This is a genomic window from Acidovorax sp. FG27 (assembly GCF_040365715.1).
GTDB lineage: Bacteria > Pseudomonadota > Gammaproteobacteria > Burkholderiales > Burkholderiaceae_C > Paracidovorax.
The window spans coordinates 138,541-156,999 of the sequence record NZ_BAABVY010000009.1; the positions used below are offsets into that span (position 1 = coordinate 138,541).

An 18,459-nucleotide genomic window follows, 5' to 3' on the forward strand; every position below is an offset into this window, starting at 1 on the left:
GCAGGGGATGAACCCTTTCAAGAGCACGTACCCGTCGCCCTGGCTCGCCAGGCCGGCGATCGGCCTCGTGGTGCTGCTGTGCGCGGCCCACGCCCACGCCCAGGCGGGCGCCGCCTGCCAGGCCGGCGGCACCGTGGCCGAGACCAACGCCTGCGCCGTGCAGGCCTGGCAGCAGGCCGATACCGCCATTGCCATCCTCTACGGCGACGTGATGCGGGCGCTGTCCGCCCACGAGCGGCCGCAGCTGCGGCAGGAGCAGTCGGCCTGGCAGCGCGAGCGCGTCACACGCTGCAAGCAGGCCACGCGCGGCGCGGAGGCCCAGCCCGAAGGGCCGCGGCTCTATCACGAGTGCCTGACCGCAGAGACCGAAGCGCGCCGCCGGGGCCTGATGCGGTGGCTGACGCTGGACCACCCCTCCGCCCGGCCGCAATGAGCCATGGGCGATGCGGGATGAGCGCCCCCCACAACGACAAGCCGGAGAGACAAGCACCATGGATTTCGAGCTGACCGAGGAACAACGCGCCTTCGCCGATACCGCCCGGGCGTTCGCCCAGGCCGAACTGGCGCCGCATGCGGCCGAGTGGGACGCGGCGGGCACCTTCCCGCGCGCGGCCATCGCCAAGGCCGGAGAGCTGGGTTTCTGCGGCCTCTATGCGCCCGAGAACGCGGGCGGCCTCGCCCTGCCCCGGCTCGACGCCACGCTGGTGTTCGAGGAGATGGCCGCCGTCGACCCCTCCACCACTGCCTTCATCACCATCCACAACATGGCGACGTGGATGCTCGGCACCTGGGCCACCGACGCGGTGCGCGGCCACTGGGGCCCGCTGCTCGCCAGCGGCGAAAAGCTCGCCAGCTATTGCCTGACGGAACCCGGCGCCGGCTCGGACGCGGCCTCGCTCAAGACCCGGGCCGAGCGCGACGGCGACGAATACGTCATCAACGGATCGAAAGCCTTCATCAGCGGCGCCGGCGCCACCGACGTGCTAGTGCTCATGGCCCGCACGGGCGGGCCCGATTCCGGCGCCGGCGGCATCAGCGCCTTCGCCGTGCCGGCCGACACGCCCGGCATCCACTACGGCAAGAAGGAAGAGAAGATGGGCTGGAACAGCCAGCCCACCCGCACCATCAGCTTCGACAACGCGCGCATCCCGGCCGACCACCTGCTGGGCGCCGAGGGCGAGGGCTTCAAGATCGCCATGAAGGGGCTGGACGGCGGGCGCATAAACATCGCCACCTGCTCGGTGGGCGCTGCGCAAGGCGCGCTGCAGGCGGCGCAGCAGTACCTGCAGGACCGCAAACAGTTCGGCAAGACGCTGGCGAGCTTCCAGGCGCTGCAGTTCAAGCTGGCCGACATGGCGACCGAGCTGGTCGCAGCGCGCCAGATGGTGCGGCTGGCTGCCGCCAAGCTGGACGCGGGCGCGCGCGACGCCTCCACCTACTGCGCCATGGCCAAGCGCTTCGCCACCGACGCCGGCTTCACGGTGGTGAACGAGGCGCTGCAGCTGCACGGCGGCTACGGCTACATCCGCGAATACCCGCTGGAGCGCCTGCTGCGCGATGCCCGCGTGCACCAGATCCTGGAAGGCACGAACGAGATCATGCGGGTCATCATCGCCCGCCGCATGCTGGAGGCCGATGCGCCGCAGGCCATCCGTTGACGTCAGGAGCTATGAACTCAATAGCATCAGGCCCAGTAAATACGGGCGCTCAAGCCTGTTTTGATACCTTTTCGACTGGATCCTCGATGAGCCCTCCACTGCAAACCACGGTGCTGGCGGTGCACCGCGACAGCGAGCATCGCTTCTCCAAGGAGCCGGTGCCCTCCATCGTGCTGGAAGCAGGACTGGGCGTGGTGGGCGACGCCCATCACGGCCGCACGGTGCAGCACCGTTCGCGGGCCAAGGTCCAACCCGACCAGCCGAACCTGCGGCAGGTGCACCTCATCAGCGCCGCGCTGCTGGACCACCTGCTGGAGCGCGGCTTCGTCGTGGCCGCGGGCGAGCTGGGCGAGAACGTCACGCTGCAAAGCGCCCCCGGCCTGCGGTGGGACGACCTGATCGCCCTGCCCGTGGGCACGCGCCTGCACTTCGCCCAGGGACCGGTGCTGGAGCTCACCGGCCTGCGCAACCCCTGCAGCCAGATCGACCGCTTCCAGCGCGGGCTGATGGCCGCCACCCTGGACCGGGACGCCGCCGGCAACCTGGTGCGCAAGACCGGTGTGATGGCGGTGGTGCTGCAGGGCGGCCCCATTGCGGGCGGCGATGGCGTCGAGCTGCGCCTGCCCGCCCCTCCGCACCGCGCCATGGAGTGCGTGTAAGTGCCTGCCCGCCCCTTCCCCGACACCCTGGCCGACGCCACCCTGCAGCTGATCGCCGCCGTGGGCGCCGCGCTGGCGCACCGCGGCGACGTCGAGGAGCGCCGGCTGTTCGGCTGCTGGGCGTTCTTCGTGGACGGCAAGCTCTGCATCGGCGTGAAGGAGGGCGAGCTGCTGGTGCGCCTGCCGCCCGAGCGGCACGGCGAGTTCCAGGAGATGCAGGGCACGCGGGAGCTGTCGCCCAGCGGCGGCATGCAGGGCTACTTCTGGGTGGAGCCGAACGGCTACGCCACGCGGGCGCAGTGGACGTTCTGGCTCGATGAAGCCCTGGCCTACAACCCGCGCGCCAAGGCCTCGCCACGCCGCAGGCGCGGCCCGGCGCCTGCGCCGGTGCCCTCCCCCGCCCGGGCCGGGCGCCACAGCATCTTCGAGGCGGACGACTGATGCGCACGCAGCCCGCCGCCGGCACGGTGAACGCGGACAGTTCGTACAGTCATTTCAGGCCCCGGCGCTTATCCGACCTGGGCATACAGCTATCAAAAAAATAGCATCACCCATTTTTGGCATTTTTCGTAGACCAACCACCAACGGAGACGACACCATGAAAATCGCATTCATCGGCCTGGGCAACATGGGCGGCCCCATGGCGCTGAATCTGCACAAGGCGGGGCACGAAGTGACCGCGTTCGACCTTTCCCAGTCCGCCCGCGACAAGCTGGCGGCGGACGGCGTGCGCATCGCCGCCGACGCCGCCGCCTGCGCGGCGGGGGCCGAGGCGGTGATCAGCATGCTGCCGGCCAGTCAGCATGTGGACGCCCTGTTCCTCGGCAGCGCGGCGCAGCCCGCCCTGCTGCCGCTGCTGCCCGCCGGCACGCTGGTGATCGACTGCTCGACCATCGCCGCGGCCACGTCGCGCAAGGTGGCCGAGGCGGCCCGGGCCCGGGGCGTCGCCTTCATCGACGCGCCGGTGTCGGGCGGCACGGGCGGCGCCATCGCCGGCACGCTCACCTTCATGGTCGGCGCGGAGGCGACCGACCTGGAGCGCGCCCGCCCCTTGCTGGAGAAGATGGGCGCCAACGTCTTCCATGCGGGCGCGGTGGGCGCGGGCCAGACGGCCAAGATCTGCAACAACATGCTGCTGGGCATCCTGATGGCCGGCACCAGCGAGGCCATCGCCCTGGGGGTGGCCAACGGCCTGGACCCGAAGGTGCTGAGCGAGATCATGCGCCGCAGCTCGGGCGGCAACTGGGCACTGGAGAAGTACAACCCCTGGCCCGGCGTGATGGAAGCCGCACCCGCCAGCAAGCAGTACGCCGGCGGCTTCGGCACCGACCTGATGCTCAAGGACCTGGGCCTGGCGCAGGAGAACGCCATGGCCGTGAAGGCCGCGACGCCGCTGGGCGGGCTGGCCCGCAACCTCTATGCGTCGCACAGCCTGGCAGGGCACGGCGCGCTCGACTTCTCCAGCATCGTCTTCTCGCTGCAGAAAAAGGCGGGCTGACGCGCCTCGGCCGGCGCGGGCTTGGCCCTAACATCAGGGCCCATGCCTTCGCCCACCCCGCCCTCCGGCCTTGCGCCGGCTCCGCATGCGGCCGAGCCACCCCTGGCCGCGCCGCAGTCGCTTTCCGCCCTGTTCCGGGCCTTCACCTGGCTGGCGCTGCAGGGCTTCGGCGGCGTGCTGGCCGTGGTGCAGCGCGAGCTGGTGGAAAAGCGCCGCTGGATGAGCAACGAGGAGTTCATCGAGGACTGGGCGGTCGCGCAGATCCTGCCCGGCCCGAACGTGGTCAACCTGGCCATCATGATCGGCGACCGGCATTTCGGCCTGCGCGGCGCGCTGGTGGCCGTGGCCGGGATGCTGCTGGTGCCGCTCCTGCTGGTGCTGGCCCTGGCGCTGGCCTATGCCAGCTTTTCGACCCTGCCGGCCGTGGCGGGCGCGCTGCGCGGCATGGGCGCCGTGGCGGCCGGGCTGGTGGCGGGCGTAGGCTGCAAGCTGGCGGCGCCGCTGGCGCGCCACCCGCTGGGGCGCTGGGTCTGCGGCGCGCTGGCGCTGGCCACCTTCGTCGCGATGGCGGTGCTGCGCGTGCCGCTCGCCTGGATCCTGCTGGTGGTGGGCGGCGCGGCCTGCGCTTTGAGCTGGCGCAGCCTGGCGCCCGCCCGCGCCGGGAGCGCCCGGCCATGACCCCCCTCGTGCTGCACCTGCAGCCCGCCGACTGGCTGAACCTGTTCGTCTATTACCTGTCGCTGTCGCTGCTGGCCGTGGGCGGGGCCATCGCCACCGCGCCGGAGATGCACCGCTACCTGGTCGGCCAGCAGGGCTGGCTGACGGATGCGCAGTTCAGCGCGTCCATCGCCCTGGCGCAATCGGCCCCGGGGCCGAACGTGCTGTTCATCGCCCTGCTGGGCTGGAACATCGGCCTGAACGCCGGCGGCGCGAGCGTGGCCGGCTGGACGGCCGGTGCGCTGGGCGTGGCGATATGCATGCTGGGCGTCATGCTGCCCAGCAGCCTGCTGACCTGGTTCGCCACCCGTTGGGCGCACCGCAACCGCGAACGCCGCTCGGTGCGCGCCTTCAAGCTGGGCATGGCACCGGTCGTGATCGGCCTGCTGCTGGCCACGGCATGGGTGCTGGCCAGCGCGCACGGCGACATCGCGCGCGACTGGCGGCTCTGGTGCGTGACGCTCGTCACCACCGTTCTGGTCTGGCGCACGCGGGTGCATCTGCTCTGGCTGCTGGGGGCCGGCGCCCTGCTGGGCGCGCTGGGCTGGGTGTGACGCCCTGCGCGCCGCTGAGCCACCGGCCCGCTCGCGACGATGGGGCGGGCTCCACGGCGTCTTTTTTGAAAGAGGAGCGGCTTGGATGAACACGCGAAAGAGGAACGGCTTGGATGAACACGCACGCGCAGGCGACGCTCCATGGGCACTAGCACCTCCTTGAAGGACTGGGCCAGGCGAATCAAGCGTGACGGGGTCACGTTGTGGTTCGCGGGCAGGAACGAGCGCACCCCGTGGTACGCCAAGGCACTGGGCTGGTTCGTCGTGGCCTACGCATTGAGCCCCATCGACCTCATTCCGGACTTCGTGCCGGTGCTGGGCTACGTCGACGACGTGTTGCTGCTGCCAGGCCTGATCTGGCTCACCATCCGTCTGCTGCCGGCAGACGTTCTGGCCGAATGCCGCCGCCAGGCCGACGACTGGATGGCCGCTAGGCGCAGCAAACCCGTCAGCAAGGCCGGGGCCGCGCTGGTGGTGCTGGTGTGGCTGGCGGTGTGCGGGGCTGCGTGGTATGGGTGGACGAGCCGGCCGGCCGGCTGACTGGCCGATCGGCGCCGTTCAGCCGCGCTGGCGCAGCGCCTCGTAGAGGCACACGCCGCTCGCCACCGACACGTTCAGGCTTTCCACCGCGCCCTTCATGGGGATGGACACCAGCTCGTCGCAGTTCTTGCGCGTGAGCTGGCGCATGCCGTCGCCCTCGGCGCCCAGCACCAGCGCCACGGGGCCTTTCAGGTCCACCTGGTAGATGGTCCTGGGCGCGTCGTCGCTGGTGCCGATGCACCAGATGTTGCGCTCCTTCAGTTCGCCCAGCGTGCGCGACAGGTTGGTCACCATGAAGTAGGGCATGGTCTCGGCCGCGCCGCTGGCCACCTTGGCCACGGTGGCGTTGATGCCGACGGCATGGTCCTTGGGCGCGATGACCGCGTGCGCGCCGGCGCCGTCGGCCACGCGCAGGCAGGCGCCCAGGTTGTGCGGGTCGGTCACGCCGTCGAGCACCAGCAGCAGCGGCTGCTCGATGCCGGCGGCTTCCAGGTCTTCCAGCAGTTCGTCGAGCGAGGTGGCCTGCTTGAGCGTTTCCACCCGCGCGGCGACGCCCTGGTGGCCGTGGCTGCCGGCCAGCTTGGCGATGCGGTCGCTGTCAGCCTCGATCAGGCGGGCGCCGGCCTCGCGGGCACGGTCGAGGAACTGGCGCATGCGGGCGTCGCGCCGCGTGGCCTCGTAGTAGATCTCGATGATGGATTGGGGCGCGGTCTTCAGGCGCACGCCGACGGCGTGAAAGCCGAAGAGAACTTTGGGGCTGGACATGCCAGGATTATCCGCGTGGCGCCTGCGCCGCCGGCTTGCTACTCATTCGATAGCTGCATGTGCATATCTGGCGGGCGCTGGAGGCCTGAAACACCGTCGAATCAGCCCTCCACGAGCCGTCCCGCGTCGATGGTGATGCGCCGGTCGCACTGCTGGGCGATGGCGCGGTCGTGCGTCACCAGCACCAGCGTCGTGCCGAGTTCGCGGTTCAGCTCGAACATCAGCCGCATGATGGTCTCGCCGGTGGCGAAGTCGAGGCTGCCGGTGGGCTCGTCGGCCAGCAGCACGGCCGGCTGCACCACGAAGGCCCGGGCCAGCGCCACGCGCTGCTGCTCGCCGCCCGACAGCACGCGCGGGTAGTGCGACAGCCGCTGGCCCAGGCCCACGCGGGCCAGCATGTCGGTGGCCAGCGGGCGCGCATCGCGCCGGTCGGCCAGCTCCAGCGGGAGCATCACGTTCTCCAGCGCCGTGAGGTTGCCCATGAGCTGGAAGCTCTGGAACACGAAGCCCACCTTGCGGGCGCGCAGCGCGGCGCGCTCGTCCTCGTCCATGGCGAAGAGATCCTGGCCGTCGAGCCGCACGGTGCCGCTGGTGGGCGTGTCCAGCCCCGCGATGATGGACAGCAGCGTGCTCTTGCCCGAGCCGGACGCGCCCACGATGGCGGCCGTTTCCCTCGGCGCCAGCCGGAAATCGATATCCCGCAGAATGTCGAGCGTGCCCGTGGAATCCGTCACGGACTTGACCACATGCTCGACCGAGATGATGGGCGTGGCGGGCACGGACGCGGCGGCAGCGGGCGCAGGGGTGGATTCGGACATGAAAGGTTTTCGGCAGTGATTCGAACGATTCGCAGGACAGATCGACGTGACTTTATCGCGGCCGCGGCACTGCTCGCCGCGGCGGGGCTTTGCGCCCTGCCCGCCGCGGCGCAGGCTCCTTCCGCCGCCGGCGGTGCGGGCACGCCGGTGATCCTGGTGGTGGGCGATTCGCTCAGCGCCGAATACGGCCTCGCACGCGGCACCGGCTGGGTGGCGCTGCTCGAGAAGAAACTGGCCGATGAAAAGTTGCCCGCCCGGGTGATCAACGCCAGCGTGAGCGGCGACACGACCTCCGGAGGCCGTGCCCGCCTGCCGGCGCTGCTGGCGCAGCACCGGCCCACCCACGTGGTGATCGAGCTGGGCGGCAACGACGCGCTGCGCGGCCTGCCGCTCAAGGGCACCGAGGACAACCTGGCCTTCATGGCGCAGGCGGCCCGCAAGGCCGGCGCCAAGGTGCTGCTGGTGGGCATGCAGGTGCCGCCCAACTACGGCGGCGATTACGGGCGCCGCTTCGGCGCGGTGTTTCCGGCCGTGGCGGCGACCGAAAAGACGGCGCTGGTGCCGTTCCTGCTGGCCGGCGTCGCCGACGCGAAGGACCCGACCGCCCTCTTCCAGCCCGACCGTATCCACCCCCGGGCCGAGGCGCAGCCGATCATGCTGGCCAATGTGTGGCCGGAATTGAAAAAGCTGCTGCGGTAACCCGCAGCAGCTTTTTCAAAAGTGCCCGCCAGGCGCGGCGGGCAAGCATTCACTGACCGGCAGGCGTGCCGGCGTCGTCGCTGGCGGGCGCATTCTGATCGGCCGCGCCGTCAGCCTGCGGTTCGTCCGACTTGCGTTGCGACTTGGCCTGCAGCTTTTCCTCTTTCTTCTTTTTCTTGGCGAGTTCGCGCTGGCGTTTTTCGTATCCGTAGTTGGGTGTTGCCAAGATGGTTCCTCTTTCGATAAGTGACAGACCAATGTACCAGTTCGGGCCCGGGCGCCTTCAAGCGCCGCCGAACGCGCCGAGGAGCGCCTGCGCCAGATCGGCCCGCAGGTCCTCGACGTCCTCCAGCCCGATGGAAAAGCGCACCACGGTGCCGGGCTTCAGGTGGGGCGTGGGCCGCTCGCGCATGCTGGCCAGCTCGTAGGGCACGACCAGGCTCATCGGCCCGCCCCAGCTGTAGCCCAGCTTGAAGAGGCGCAGCCCATCGCAGAAGGCGTCCACCGCGTCCTGCCCGAAGCGCTCGTCGATCACCATGCTGAAGAGTCCCGCTGCTAGGCCCTGGCCGCCCTGGGCGCCCTGGACGCCCTGGTGTGGGCCGCAGAGCGCCTGCCAGTGCTCGTGGCCGGGCGAGCCGGGCAGCGCCGGGTGCAGCACCTGCACCACGGCCGGCTGCGATTGCAGCCAGCGGGCCAGCTCGCGTGCGGCGCGGTCGTGGGCCGCATAGCGCAGCGCCGTGCTGGGCAGCGAACGCAGCAGCGCCTCGACGTCGTTGGCGCCCACGCCCAGGCCCAGGCGCATGTGCGCCAGCTTGATGCGCAGGTGCAGGGCCTGGTCGCGCGTGGTGATGCTGCCCATCAGCACGTCGCCGCCGCCGCTGGGGTATTTGGTCAGGGCATGCACCGAGATGTCCACGCCCAGCGGCTCGCTGCCCGGTGCCAGGTCGAACGGAGCGAACGCCAGGCCCGCGCCCCAGGTGTTGTCGAGCGCGGCGACCACGCCCCGCGCCCGGCAGATGCGCACCTGCTCGGCCAGGTCGGGGAATTCCATCGTCACGGAGCCCGGCGCCTCCAGCCACACCAGCCGCGTGGCGGGCGTGATGCGCGCCGCCAGGTCGGCCAGGTCCATCGGGTCGTAGACGGTGTGGCGAATGCCGTAATGCCGCAGCTCGACCTCGGCCAGCGCCTTGCTGGGACCGTAGGCGTTGTCGGGAATCAGCACTTCATCGCCAGTGCGCAGCAGCGCCAGCGACACGTTGGCGATGGCGGCCAGGCCGCTGGGCACCAGCAGGCACTGCGCGCCGCCTTCGAGTGTCGCCAGGCGCTCTTCCAGCTGGTATGTGGTGGGAGTGCCGTGCAGGCCGTAGGTGTAGCTCGTCTTGTCCTTCCACTCGCGTGCGCGCATGGCGGCGACGGTGGGAAAGATGACGGTCGAGGCCTTGTAGACGGGCGGCTGCGGGGCGGCGAAGCCGGCTGGCGGTTGGTAGGCGTGGTGAACGAGCCGGGTGGTCAGCCCCGGGGCTTCACCCTCAGGCCGCACCGAAGTGTCAGGAACGGAAAAGGTCATGCGGCGATGGTAGCGCCGGCCACCGCCACGTGCGCTCTGGGGCCGGCGCCGGGGCGGCAGCGGCTGCCGCCCATGCAATCAGCGCTCAGCCTGCGGTCACCGTGAGCTGATTGACCACGCTGTTCACGCCCTGCACGTTGCGGGCGATGGTTTCGGCACGCTCCTTGGCGACCGCGTTCTTGACCGGGCCGTTGAGCGTCACGATGCCGTTGCGGGTGTCCACGTCGATCTTGACCGCGCTCAGCTCCTCGTCCTTGGCCAGGCCCGCGGACACCTTGGCGGTGATGCCGGCGTCGTCCATCACGGCGGCGGCGTTGGCAGCGGCGGAACGCGTGGCCGCGCTGGCCTCGCTGGCGACGGCTTCCATCTTCTTTTGCGCCTCGCCGGCGGCCGCCTCGGTCTTGGCCACGGCGGCATCGAGCTTCTGGCCCGCGGTCTGGTCGGCGCTGTTGCGGTCGCACGCCGCCAGGCCCAGCGTCAGCGCGACGGCGGAGGCCACGCCCAGCATGCGCAGGGCGGAAGTGGCGGGGTAAGCGGTAGGGGTGCGGGTCATGGGCGTCTCCTTGGGTTCGCTGGAAAAGAAGATGGGGCTGACTGTAGAGCGCACACCGCGCCACGCCGGTCGGAGCCGGCCGAACACGCCGTAGGACAAGCCGGGCGCCCGTTTGTCAGCGTGGGTTGGCAGCCGCCGGCACCATCGCCAGGCGTGTCGCCCGGTTCGGCACGGCGAGGGCGCGACAATCGGGGCCATGAGCTTTTCCCGCGCCGCGTCGCTGCAACGCTGGTTCCCCTTCCTCGCCTGGCCCAGGCCGGATCGCGCCCTGCTGCGGGCGGACTTCTGGGCCGGCATGACGGTCGGCCTCATGCTGGTACCGCAGGGGGTGGCCTACGCCGCGCTGGCGGGCATGCCGCTGGTGACGGGCATCTACGCCTCGCTGCTGCCGGCGCTGGTGGCGGTGTTGTGGAGTTCGTCCACCCGCCTGGGGGTGGGGCCGACCGCGCTCACCAGCCTGCTGATCGGCGCCTCGCTCAGCGGCATGGCGCAGCCGGGCAGCGCCCACTGGGTGGCGCTCGCCGCGTGGATGGCCATCCTGTCGGGCCTCGTGCAGGTGGTGCTGGGCGCTGCCCGCTTCGGCTGGCTGCTCAACCTGGTCACCTCGCCCGTGCTGAACGGCTTCACCCAGGCGGCGGCGCTGTTGATCCTCGCCTCGCAGCTGCCGGCTCTGCTGGGTCTGCGCACCACCTGGCACGCCCTGGCGGTCAACCCGTCTATCCACCATTTCGATCCGGTCGCGCTGGCGTTCGGCCTGGGCAGCCTGGCGTTGCTCATCGGGGCGCGGCGCTGGCGGTCGAGCTTTCCCGCGGCGATCGTGGTGGTGGGCCTGGCGGCCCTGGCCAGCTGGGCCATGGGCTATGCCGACCGGCAGGGCGCGGTGGTCGGCCACCTGCCCGCCGGGTTGCCCTCGCCCTACTGGCCGGGCTGGCTGTCGTGGGACGAATTCGGCGGGCTCCTGCTGCCGGTGCTGGTGGTCACGCTGGTGAGCTTTCTGGAGACCGCCTCCAGCGCCAAGGTGGAGCACGGCCGGGGCGGCACGCGCTGGAACGAGAACCAGGACCTGATCGCCCACGGCATGGCCAAGGTCAGCTCCGGCCTGTGCGGCAGCTTCGCCACCAGCGCCTCGTTTTCGCGCTCGGCCATCAACCTGTATGCCGGCGCGCGCAGCGGCTGGGCGACGCTCTTCGCGCTGCTCCTCGTGCTGGCGGTGCTGCTCTGGCTCACGCCCGCGCTCTACCACGTGCCGCAATCGGTGCTGGCGGCGGTGGTGGTCACGGCGGTGACGGGGCTCATCAAGCCGGCCGGCATGTGGCGGCTGGCGCGCATCTCGCGGGTGGAGGCGGCCATCGGCGGCATCACCTTCGCGCTGACGCTGGCCACCGCGCCGCGCATGTACTGGGGCGTGCTGGCGGGCATGTTCATGAGCCTCGCGCATTTCCTCTACCAGCGGCTGCACCCGCGCATCATCGAGGTCGGCATGCACCCGGACGGCAGCCTGCGCGACCGGCACCTGTGGCAGCTGCCGCCGCTCGCGCCGCACCTGCTGGCGCTGCGCATGGACGCGGAGCTCGACTTCGCGTCGGCCGCGGCGCTCGAGCGCCGGGTGGCGGACCACCTGGCCCAGCACCCCGACGTGCGGCATCTTTGCCTTTTTGCCCTGCCCATCAACCGGGTGGACGTGACGGGCGTGGAAACCTTCGCCCGCCTGAAGCTGCTGATGCAGGGCCGGGGCGGCGTGCTGCACGTGAGCGGCCTGAAGCTGCCGGCCGACCAGGTGCTGCGCCGCGCCGGGCTGCTGGAAGCCGGCCCCCACCTGGCGATGTACCGCACCGATGCCGAGGCGCTGACCGTGCTCGGGGCGCTGGCGGCGTTGGGGGAACCGCCGATTTCCACGGCGGCCTGATCCCCCGCACGAGCGCGAACGCGGTCCGCGCTGATACACTCGAACAAGACCCGCTTGTTGCATTTTGTGACTGAAACTGCACCGCCCCACTCCGTTCTTTTGCAAGACCTGCGCCTCTCGACCGCCCATGCGCTCGTGGCGCAGTCGCTAGGTTCGGAGGCCGCGCTGCAGTCTGACACGCCCCAGCATTACCTGCAGGCGCTGATCGACGGCCTGTGCGAGCTGTCGCTGAAGGACCCCCTGACCGGGCTGGCCAACCGCCGCCACTTCCGGACGGTGCTCGAGCGGGAGATCGACCGGGTCGCCCGTTCGGGCGAGGCCGCGCTGCTGCTGATGCTGGACATCGACAATTTCAAGCGCGTCAACGACACCTACGGCCACCTGGCCGGCGACATCGTGCTGCAGTCCGTGGCCCGCACGCTCGATACGTCGGTGCGGCCCATGGACACGCTAGCACGCTACGGCGGCGAGGAGTTCGCCGTGGTGCTGCCCGCCTGCCAGGCCGGTTTCGGCCTGGTCGTGGCCGAACGCATCCGCCGCGCGGTCGAGGCCACGCCCATCCGCATCTCTCCGACGGTGGAATTGCGCGTGACGATCAGCATCGGCGGCGCCTTCGCGCTGCAGTGGATCCGCAGCACCACCCTGCTGTGGACCGAGCGCGCCGACAGCCAGCTCTACCAGGCCAAGATGGCCGGACGCAACCGCGTCAGCATTGAAGAACAGCCCGACAGTACCGTGACCGCCGAAGAAAAGAGCCTCTTGTTCGGGCCGCTATACACTCCCTCCGGTTGGGGCGACCTGCCTCCTCCGCTGGATTCCACCCATGGCAGCGCCTACTGAAAGCCCCGAGATGACCGACGCGCTGTCCTCCAGAAGCACCCCGGTGACGGGCGCTGCACCCACACCCGCCAAGGCGCCGCCGGGCGCCCGCATCATCGCCATCACCAGCGGCAAGGGCGGCGTGGGCAAGACCTTCGTGTCCGCCAACCTGGCGGCGGCCCTCACCCGCCGGGGCCAGCGCGTGCTGGTGCTCGATGCCGACCTGGGCCTGGCCAACCTCGACGTGGTGCTCAACCTGCACCCCAAGATCACGCTGCACGACGTCTTCACCGGCAAGGCGCAGCTGGACGAGGCCGTCATCGACGCGCCCGGCGGCTTCTCCGTCGTGCTGGCCGGCTCCGGCATGGTCGAGTACTCCCGGCTCACGCCCGAGGTGCGCAACCAGTTCATGAACGTGATCCAGCAACTGGCGCCGCGCTACGACGTCATCCTGCTGGACACCGGCGCCGGCATCTCCGACGTGGTGCTGTTCTCGATCTCGCTCGCCTCCGAGGTGCTGATCGTCGCCACGCCCGAGCCCACCTCGCTGACCGACGCCTACGCCGCCATCAAGGTGATGGCCACCCAGCAAAAGCGCCAGCACGTGCGCCTGGTGGTCAACCAAGCCGCCCGCCCGGGCGACGGCCGCGCCATCACCAGCCAGCTGCAGCAGGTGCTCGACCGCTTCGTCACCACCGAATCGGGCCGGCCGATGCGCCTCTTGCACATGGGCGACATTCCGGCCGACACCTCGGTGCGCGACGCCGTCATGCGCCGGCAGCTGCTGCTGATGCAGATGCCCGGCTGCCCGGCCGCGCTGGCCATCGCGCAGCTGGCCAACAAGATCGAATCCACCCTGCTGGTTCCCGCCGCCGGCTGAACCGTCCGGCCGGGGCCCGCTCCCTAGCGCCGCGCGCCGGCGGACCTGGCCCTTTTTCGCTTCCGCGCCCCTTTTGCCGTGAACCACGTCCTCAACATCTCCAGCTACCTGTTCGTGCCCCTGCCCGATGCTCCGGCACTGCGCGACACGCTGCACGCGCGCGCCGTGGCGCTGGACCTGAAGGGCACCATCCTGCTGGCCGAGGAAGGCATCAATCTCTTCCTGGCGGGCCCGGCGGAGTCGGTGCGGGCCTTCGTTGCTGCGCTGCGGCAGGACGAGCGCTTCGCGTCGCTGGAGCCCAAGGAGAGCTGGTCCGATACGCAGCCCTTCCGCAAGATGCTGGTGAAGGTCAAGCGCGAGATCATCCGCATGGACCACCCCGCCATCCGCCCCGCGGGCGGGCGGGCACCGGCCGTGGACCCCGCCACGCTGCGCCGCTGGCTGACCGACGGCCACGACGACGAAGGCCGGCCGGTGGTGACGCTGGACACCCGCAACGCCTTCGAGGTGGACCACGGCACCTTCCATAACGCCATCGACTGGCGCATCGACAAGTTCACCGAATTCCCGCCCGCCCTGCGCGCCCGCAAGGACGAACTGGCGGGCAAGACGGTGGTCAGCTTCTGCACCGGCGGCATCCGCTGCGAGAAGGCCGCCATCCTGATGCGCGAAGAAGGGCTGGAACACGTCTACCAGCTGGAAGGCGGCATCCTCAAGTACTTCGAGCTGACCGACGGCGCGCACTACCAGGGCGGGTGCTTCGTCTTCGACGAGCGCCGGGTACTCGACCCCGACCTCAGCGCCCATCCCGAACGCGACGCTATCGAAAAGTGAGCACCACGCGCCCATCGGACGGGCGCTGGAAGCCTTTTTTACCTGGAAATTGCGCCTCGCGCGCAGGGCACGTCACGGCTTGAAGCGCCGCTCGGGCAGCGGTATCCAATCGGTCTCATCCGGCACATGGCCCATGGCCTGCCGCTCCCAGTCGTGTGCGGCCTGCACGATGCGCTCCTTGCGGCTGGACACGAAGTTCCACCAGAGGTGGCGCGGCCCGTCGAGCGGTTCGCCGCCGATCACGATGCAGCGCACCGGCGCGTCGGTGGCGGCCAGCCGCGTCGCCTGCCCGGGCTCCAGCGTGGCCAGCGTCTGGCGGGCCAGCCGTTCGTCGCCCAGCAGCAGGTCGCCATCCACCGGGTAGACGGCCATCTGGGGCGCAAGCGAGGGCAGCTCCAGCCCGGCGCCGGCGGGCAGCCGCACGTCCAGGTACAGGGCCGGCGCCAGCGTGGCGACGGGCGACCGCAGGCCGAACGCTTCGCCCACCAGCACCCGCACCACCGCGTCGCCGTCCTGCCACTGCGGAATGTCCGCCGCCGGCGTGTGCACGAAGGACGGTTCGGACTCCTCCTGCGCCGCCGGCAGCGCCGCCCAGAGCTGGATGCCGTGGTTGACGTAGCGGGCGGCGGCCAGCGCCTGGGGCCGCCGCTCGGAGTGCACGATGCCCCGGCCGGCCGACATCCAGTTGATGGCGCCCGGCTCGATAACCTGGTCCGAGCCCAGGCTGTCGCGGTGCTCGATGGCGCCCTCGAACAGGTAGGTCACCGTCGCAAGCCCGATGTGCGGATGGGGCCGCACGTCGTACTGGTCGGCGGGCTCCACCGTCACCGGCCCGAAATGGTCGAAGAACACGAAGGGGCCCACCGAGCGCAGCTGCAGCGCGGGCAGCAGCCGGCGCACGGTGAAGCCACTGCCCAGGTCCTTCTCGTGCCCGGTCAGGCGCAGGCGGTTGTCGGCAGGCGAAGGGGGCGCCATGGGTGCGCCGCCTTCAGCGGGCCAGGCGCGCGGCGATGGCCGCCACGCGCTGGCCGAAGAGGCGGGCGGTGTCGAGGTCGCCCTGCGGGATTTCGGCGGCGCTCGCGTCCGAGGGCGACTGCACCAGCAGGCCCACCGAGCCGCCGAGGTTGTTGGCGTCGTTGCGGGTCGCCGCCTTGTGGTTGGAGGGCAGCTGTCCCAGGCTGATCCACAGCCCGCCGTGCTGGGACGCCAGCGTCTGCAGGTAGGCCAGCGTCAGCACCTTGTCGCCGTTCAGGCTGGCGCTGTTGGTGAAGCCGGCGAAGAGCTTGTCCTGCCAACCCCGGCTGAACCACACCTTGGACGAGGCGTCGGCAAATTTCTTGAACTGCCAGCTCGGTCCTGCCATGTAGGTGGGCGTGCCCAGGATGATCGCGTCGGCGGCCGCGAGCTGGTCCCAGCCGCCTTCGGGCAGCTCGCCTTCCGCGTCGATGGCCAGCAGGCTGGCGCCCGCCCCCTCGGCCACGTGCTGCGCGACGCGCTGGGTGTGGCCGTAGCCGGAATGGAAGACGACGACGATCTGGGCCATGGAGAGATTCCTTCGTTGAAGCGCTGGGGAGAATGATGGACAAGGGACTGCGGCCGGCCGGCTCGCCCGGCCCGGCCCCACCACCCCGGTGCGGCCGCCGCAAGAGGCGCAGCGTAGCCCAGGCGCGCAATGCCTGCATGACGGGCAGCTTGAACTGACCATTCAAAGCGGTTGAATCAGGGACTGCCGGGGCCTGGCTGCGGTGGGCCCGCCGCCCGGGCCGGGCGCGGCCGCAGCCTTGGCTTAGCATCGGGCCGTGTCCTCCATGCAAAAAGCCCGCGACTGCCTCACACCCGACCACCTGGCCATGCTCCAGGTGATCGCCGAGCTGGGCAGCTTCGCGGCGGCGGCCCGCCACCTGGGGCTGGTGCCCAGCGCCCTCACCTACCGCGTGCGGCAGATCGAGGAGGCGCTCGACGTGCTGCTGTTCGACCGCAGCGCCAGGCAGGCCCGCCCCACCGAGGCCGGCGCCGAACTGCTGCGCGAGGGAGCGCGCCTCTTGAGCGACGTGGCCGCCGTGGCCCACCGCGTGCGGCGGGTGGGCATCGGCTGGGAGCCGCAGCTCACTCTGTCGGTGGACGGGGTCATCTCGCCGAGCACCATGATGGAGCTGGTGGAGGCGTTCTACGCGCAGTCGCCGCCCACCCGCCTGAAGCTGCATGAAGGCATCCTCTCGGGCACGCTGGAGGCGCTCACCTCGGGCCGCGCCGACCTGGCGCTGGGCGTGGCCGTGAACCCCGGCACCGTGGCCGGGCTGCAGCAGGAACTGCTGGGCGACATGCTGTTCCAGTTCGTGGTGGCGCCCCACCACCCGCTCGCCAAGGCCGAGGAGCCGATCAGCGACGCCGTGATGCGCGCCCACCGGCTGGTGGCGGTGGCCGATTCCGCCGAAAAGGGCAGCGTGACCATGGGCATCCTGGGCGGCCAGGACGTGCTGACGGTGGACTCCATGCAGGCCAAGATCCACGCCCAGCTGCGCGGCCTGGGCGGCGGCTTCCTGCCCGAGGCCATGGCGCGCCCGTATGTCGCGGACGGCCGGCTGGTGGCCCGGGCCGTCGCCCGGCCGGCGCGCATGGTGCAGCTGCACTACGCCTGGGGCGGGCCCGGGCATTCGGCACCCGGCCGGGCGCTGCAGTGGTGGCTGGAACAGCTGCGCAAGCCCGCCACGCGCCGGGCGCTCATGGAAAACCATCAGCATCCGTAACCAGCCGGCCCGCGTGCTCCGGCGCGTGTAGAGTGGCAGGCGCGCCTGTGTCCTGTTCCAACGAAAGGGTTTGCCATGCGTTCTGCCGTTCCCCGATCCCAGCGCCGCCTTCGAACCGGCGGCTTACCCACTACGACCACCGCGAAGGCCACCGCGCCTGCCAGCGCCACCGGCACCGCAGACGCAACCCTCGCCACACCGTCCCGCCGGCGCTTCGCCTTGATCGGCGCGGGCATGGCCGGCGTGGCCTGCGCCCGCACGCTGGCGCAGGCGGGCCACGACGTGGTGGTGTTCGAGAAATCGTCCCGCGCCGGCGGGCGCACCACGGCGCTGGATTCGCCCTTCGGCGGCTTCGACTCCGGCGCGCAATACTTCACCGTGCGCGACGCCCGCTTTCGCCTCGCGCTGGAGACGGTGCCGGGACTGTGCCGCCCCTGGAGCGCCAACACCGTGCGCGTGCTCGACGCCGCGGGCCGCGTCGCCGCCGCGTCGCCCCCGCCCGGCGAGGCGCACTGGGTGGCCGCGCCGGCCATGGAATCACTGGTACACGCCTGGGCCCGGCCGCTGCTGCAGGACGGCCGCCTGCTGACCGGTACCCAGGTGATGCGCATCGAGGCCGACCCGCTCAAGCCGGGCGCCTGGCAGCTGCGCACCGAAGCGCTCGACGGCTCCGTGCACGTGCATGCCGGCTTCGACGCGGTGCTGCTGAGCCAGCCGGCCGTGCCGGCCCGCGCCTTGCTGCAGCATTCGGCCATCGGGCTGCCGCTCACCCAGGCGCTGGCGCCGGTCGCCATCGCCCCGTGCTGGACGCTGATGCTCGCCTTCGCCCAGGCCGTACGCCCGGGCCTGACCACGCTCGGGCCGCAGTGGAACGCAGCGCGCAGCACCCACCACCGCATCGCCTGGCTGGCACGCGAATCGTCCAAGCCCGGACGCTCGCAGGTCGAGCGCTGGACGGTGCAGGCCAGCCCGCAGTGGTCGGCCGAACACCTGGAAGACGATGCCGGCCGGGTGCTGGCCAAGCTGCTCAAGGGCTTTGCCGAGATCACCGGCATCCGCGCGGAACCCACCTTTGCCGAGGTGCGCCGCTGGCGCTATGCCCAGACCACCCAGCCGCTGGGCCAGACCCATCTCTGGGACGCGGCCTCCGGCATCGGCGCCTGTGGCGACTGGTGCCTCGGCCACCGGCTGGAAGACGCCTTCGTCTCCGGCCTCGAGCTGGCGCTGCAGGCCACCGGCGGCTGA

22 protein-coding genes are annotated in these 18,459 nt (G+C 70.9%); 15 read left to right on the forward strand and 7 right to left on the reverse strand.

Annotation, left to right across the window (positions count from 1 at the left end; genetic code table 11):
- Positions 1-7 precede the first annotated feature (7 nt).
- The 8 genes from ABWV53_RS07555 (at position 8) to ABWV53_RS07590 (ending at position 5,626) form a co-directional block, all read left to right on the forward strand.
- Positions 8-433, forward strand: coding sequence for a lysozyme inhibitor LprI family protein (locus tag ABWV53_RS07555; RefSeq protein WP_353364523.1), 426 nt, complete (start codon positions 8-10; stop codon positions 431-433).
- Between the two features lie 58 nt (positions 434-491).
- Entirely contained in the window at positions 492-1,658 is a 1,167-nt protein-coding gene (locus ABWV53_RS07560) for an acyl-CoA dehydrogenase family protein (RefSeq protein WP_353364525.1), read from the forward strand.
- A gap of 86 nt (positions 1,659-1,744) precedes the next feature.
- The gene (locus ABWV53_RS07565) at positions 1,745-2,317 is read left to right on the forward strand and encodes an MOSC domain-containing protein (RefSeq protein ID WP_353364527.1); all 573 of its coding nucleotides are present in this window, start codon (positions 1,745-1,747) and stop codon (positions 2,315-2,317) included.
- A complete protein-coding gene (locus ABWV53_RS07570) occupies positions 2,318-2,758 on the forward strand; it encodes a TfoX/Sxy family protein (RefSeq protein ID WP_353364529.1) in 441 nt (146 codons plus the stop codon). It begins immediately after the preceding gene.
- A 157-nt stretch (positions 2,759-2,915) separates the two neighbouring features.
- The gene (mmsB, locus tag ABWV53_RS07575; RefSeq protein ID WP_353364531.1) at positions 2,916-3,815 is read left to right on the forward strand and encodes a 3-hydroxyisobutyrate dehydrogenase; all 900 of its coding nucleotides are present in this window, start codon (positions 2,916-2,918) and stop codon (positions 3,813-3,815) included.
- 42 nt (positions 3,816-3,857) lie between these two features.
- Positions 3,858-4,493 (forward strand): chromate transporter, encoded by a 636-nt coding sequence (locus ABWV53_RS07580; RefSeq protein WP_353364533.1) that lies wholly within the window; start codon positions 3,858-3,860, stop codon positions 4,491-4,493.
- Complete coding sequence (locus ABWV53_RS07585; protein ID WP_353364535.1) at positions 4,490-5,086, forward strand: chromate transporter; 597 nt, start codon at positions 4,490-4,492, stop codon at positions 5,084-5,086. Before ABWV53_RS07580 ends, ABWV53_RS07585 begins: the two co-directional genes overlap by 4 nt.
- Before the next feature lie 141 nt (positions 5,087-5,227).
- Positions 5,228-5,626, forward strand: coding sequence for a YkvA family protein (locus tag ABWV53_RS07590; protein ID WP_353364537.1), 399 nt, complete (start codon positions 5,228-5,230; stop codon positions 5,624-5,626).
- An 18-nt stretch (positions 5,627-5,644) separates the two neighbouring features.
- Here ABWV53_RS07590 and rlmB read toward each other — a convergent pair whose 3' ends face one another.
- Entirely contained in the window at positions 5,645-6,391 is a 747-nt protein-coding gene (gene rlmB, locus ABWV53_RS07595) for a 23S rRNA (guanosine(2251)-2'-O)-methyltransferase RlmB (RefSeq protein WP_056664044.1), read from the reverse strand.
- Between the two features lie 101 nt (positions 6,392-6,492).
- The gene (locus ABWV53_RS07600) at positions 6,493-7,209 is read right to left on the reverse strand and encodes an ABC transporter ATP-binding protein (protein WP_353364540.1); all 717 of its coding nucleotides are present in this window, start codon (positions 7,207-7,209) and stop codon (positions 6,493-6,495) included.
- A 15-nt stretch (positions 7,210-7,224) separates the two neighbouring features.
- Here ABWV53_RS07600 and ABWV53_RS07605 point away from each other — a divergent pair, with 15 nt between their 5' ends.
- The gene (locus tag ABWV53_RS07605) at positions 7,225-7,908 is read left to right on the forward strand and encodes an arylesterase (protein ID WP_353364542.1); all 684 of its coding nucleotides are present in this window, start codon (positions 7,225-7,227) and stop codon (positions 7,906-7,908) included.
- A 49-nt stretch (positions 7,909-7,957) separates the two neighbouring features.
- Here ABWV53_RS07605 and ABWV53_RS07610 read toward each other — a convergent pair whose 3' ends face one another.
- The 3 genes from ABWV53_RS07610 to ABWV53_RS07620 form a co-directional block, all read right to left on the reverse strand.
- On the reverse strand, positions 7,958-8,134 hold the full coding sequence (locus ABWV53_RS07610; protein WP_200933038.1) for a hypothetical protein: 177 nt from the start codon (positions 8,132-8,134) through the stop codon (positions 7,958-7,960).
- A gap of 57 nt (positions 8,135-8,191) precedes the next feature.
- Complete coding sequence (locus ABWV53_RS07615) at positions 8,192-9,475, reverse strand: PLP-dependent transferase (protein WP_353364544.1); 1,284 nt, start codon at positions 9,473-9,475, stop codon at positions 8,192-8,194.
- 85 nt (positions 9,476-9,560) lie between these two features.
- Positions 9,561-10,028: a BON domain-containing protein gene (locus ABWV53_RS07620; RefSeq protein ID WP_353364546.1), complete on the reverse strand. Its 468-nt coding sequence runs from the start codon at positions 10,026-10,028 to the stop codon at positions 9,561-9,563.
- A gap of 196 nt (positions 10,029-10,224) precedes the next feature.
- On the opposite strand from ABWV53_RS07620, the gene ABWV53_RS07625 reads away from it, so the two are divergent.
- The 4 genes from ABWV53_RS07625 (at position 10,225) to ABWV53_RS07640 (ending at position 14,467) form a co-directional block, all read left to right on the forward strand.
- Positions 10,225-11,934, forward strand: coding sequence for a SulP family inorganic anion transporter (locus ABWV53_RS07625; RefSeq protein WP_353364548.1), 1,710 nt, complete (start codon positions 10,225-10,227; stop codon positions 11,932-11,934).
- A 66-nt stretch (positions 11,935-12,000) separates the two neighbouring features.
- Entirely contained in the window at positions 12,001-12,774 is a 774-nt protein-coding gene (locus ABWV53_RS07630; protein WP_353364550.1) for a GGDEF domain-containing protein, read from the forward strand.
- Positions 12,775-12,784: 10 nt separating this feature from the next.
- Positions 12,785-13,633, forward strand: a complete 849-nt coding sequence (locus ABWV53_RS07635) for a MinD/ParA family protein (RefSeq protein ID WP_353366665.1) — start codon at positions 12,785-12,787, stop codon at positions 13,631-13,633.
- Positions 13,634-13,711: 78 nt separating this feature from the next.
- Positions 13,712-14,467 (forward strand): sulfurtransferase, encoded by a 756-nt coding sequence (locus tag ABWV53_RS07640; RefSeq protein ID WP_353364552.1) that lies wholly within the window; start codon positions 13,712-13,714, stop codon positions 14,465-14,467.
- A gap of 72 nt (positions 14,468-14,539) precedes the next feature.
- Here the strand turns inward: ABWV53_RS07640 and ABWV53_RS07645 are convergent, their stop codons facing one another.
- Positions 14,540-15,442, reverse strand: a complete 903-nt coding sequence (locus ABWV53_RS07645; RefSeq protein WP_353364554.1) for a pirin family protein — start codon at positions 15,440-15,442, stop codon at positions 14,540-14,542.
- 13 nt (positions 15,443-15,455) lie between these two features.
- On the reverse strand, positions 15,456-16,010 hold the full coding sequence (locus ABWV53_RS07650) for a flavodoxin family protein (protein WP_353364556.1): 555 nt from the start codon (positions 16,008-16,010) through the stop codon (positions 15,456-15,458).
- Between the two features lie 265 nt (positions 16,011-16,275).
- Here ABWV53_RS07650 and ABWV53_RS07655 point away from each other — a divergent pair, with 265 nt between their 5' ends.
- Together ABWV53_RS07655 and ABWV53_RS07660 are read left to right on the forward strand one after the other, a co-directional pair.
- Positions 16,276-17,214 carry a LysR family transcriptional regulator gene (locus ABWV53_RS07655; protein ID WP_353364558.1) on the forward strand — a complete coding sequence of 313 codons (939 nt, stop codon included), beginning with the start codon at positions 16,276-16,278 and terminating at the stop codon, positions 17,212-17,214.
- A 75-nt stretch (positions 17,215-17,289) separates the two neighbouring features.
- Positions 17,290-18,459, forward strand: coding sequence for an NAD(P)/FAD-dependent oxidoreductase (locus tag ABWV53_RS07660; RefSeq protein ID WP_353364560.1), 1,170 nt, complete (start codon positions 17,290-17,292; stop codon positions 18,457-18,459).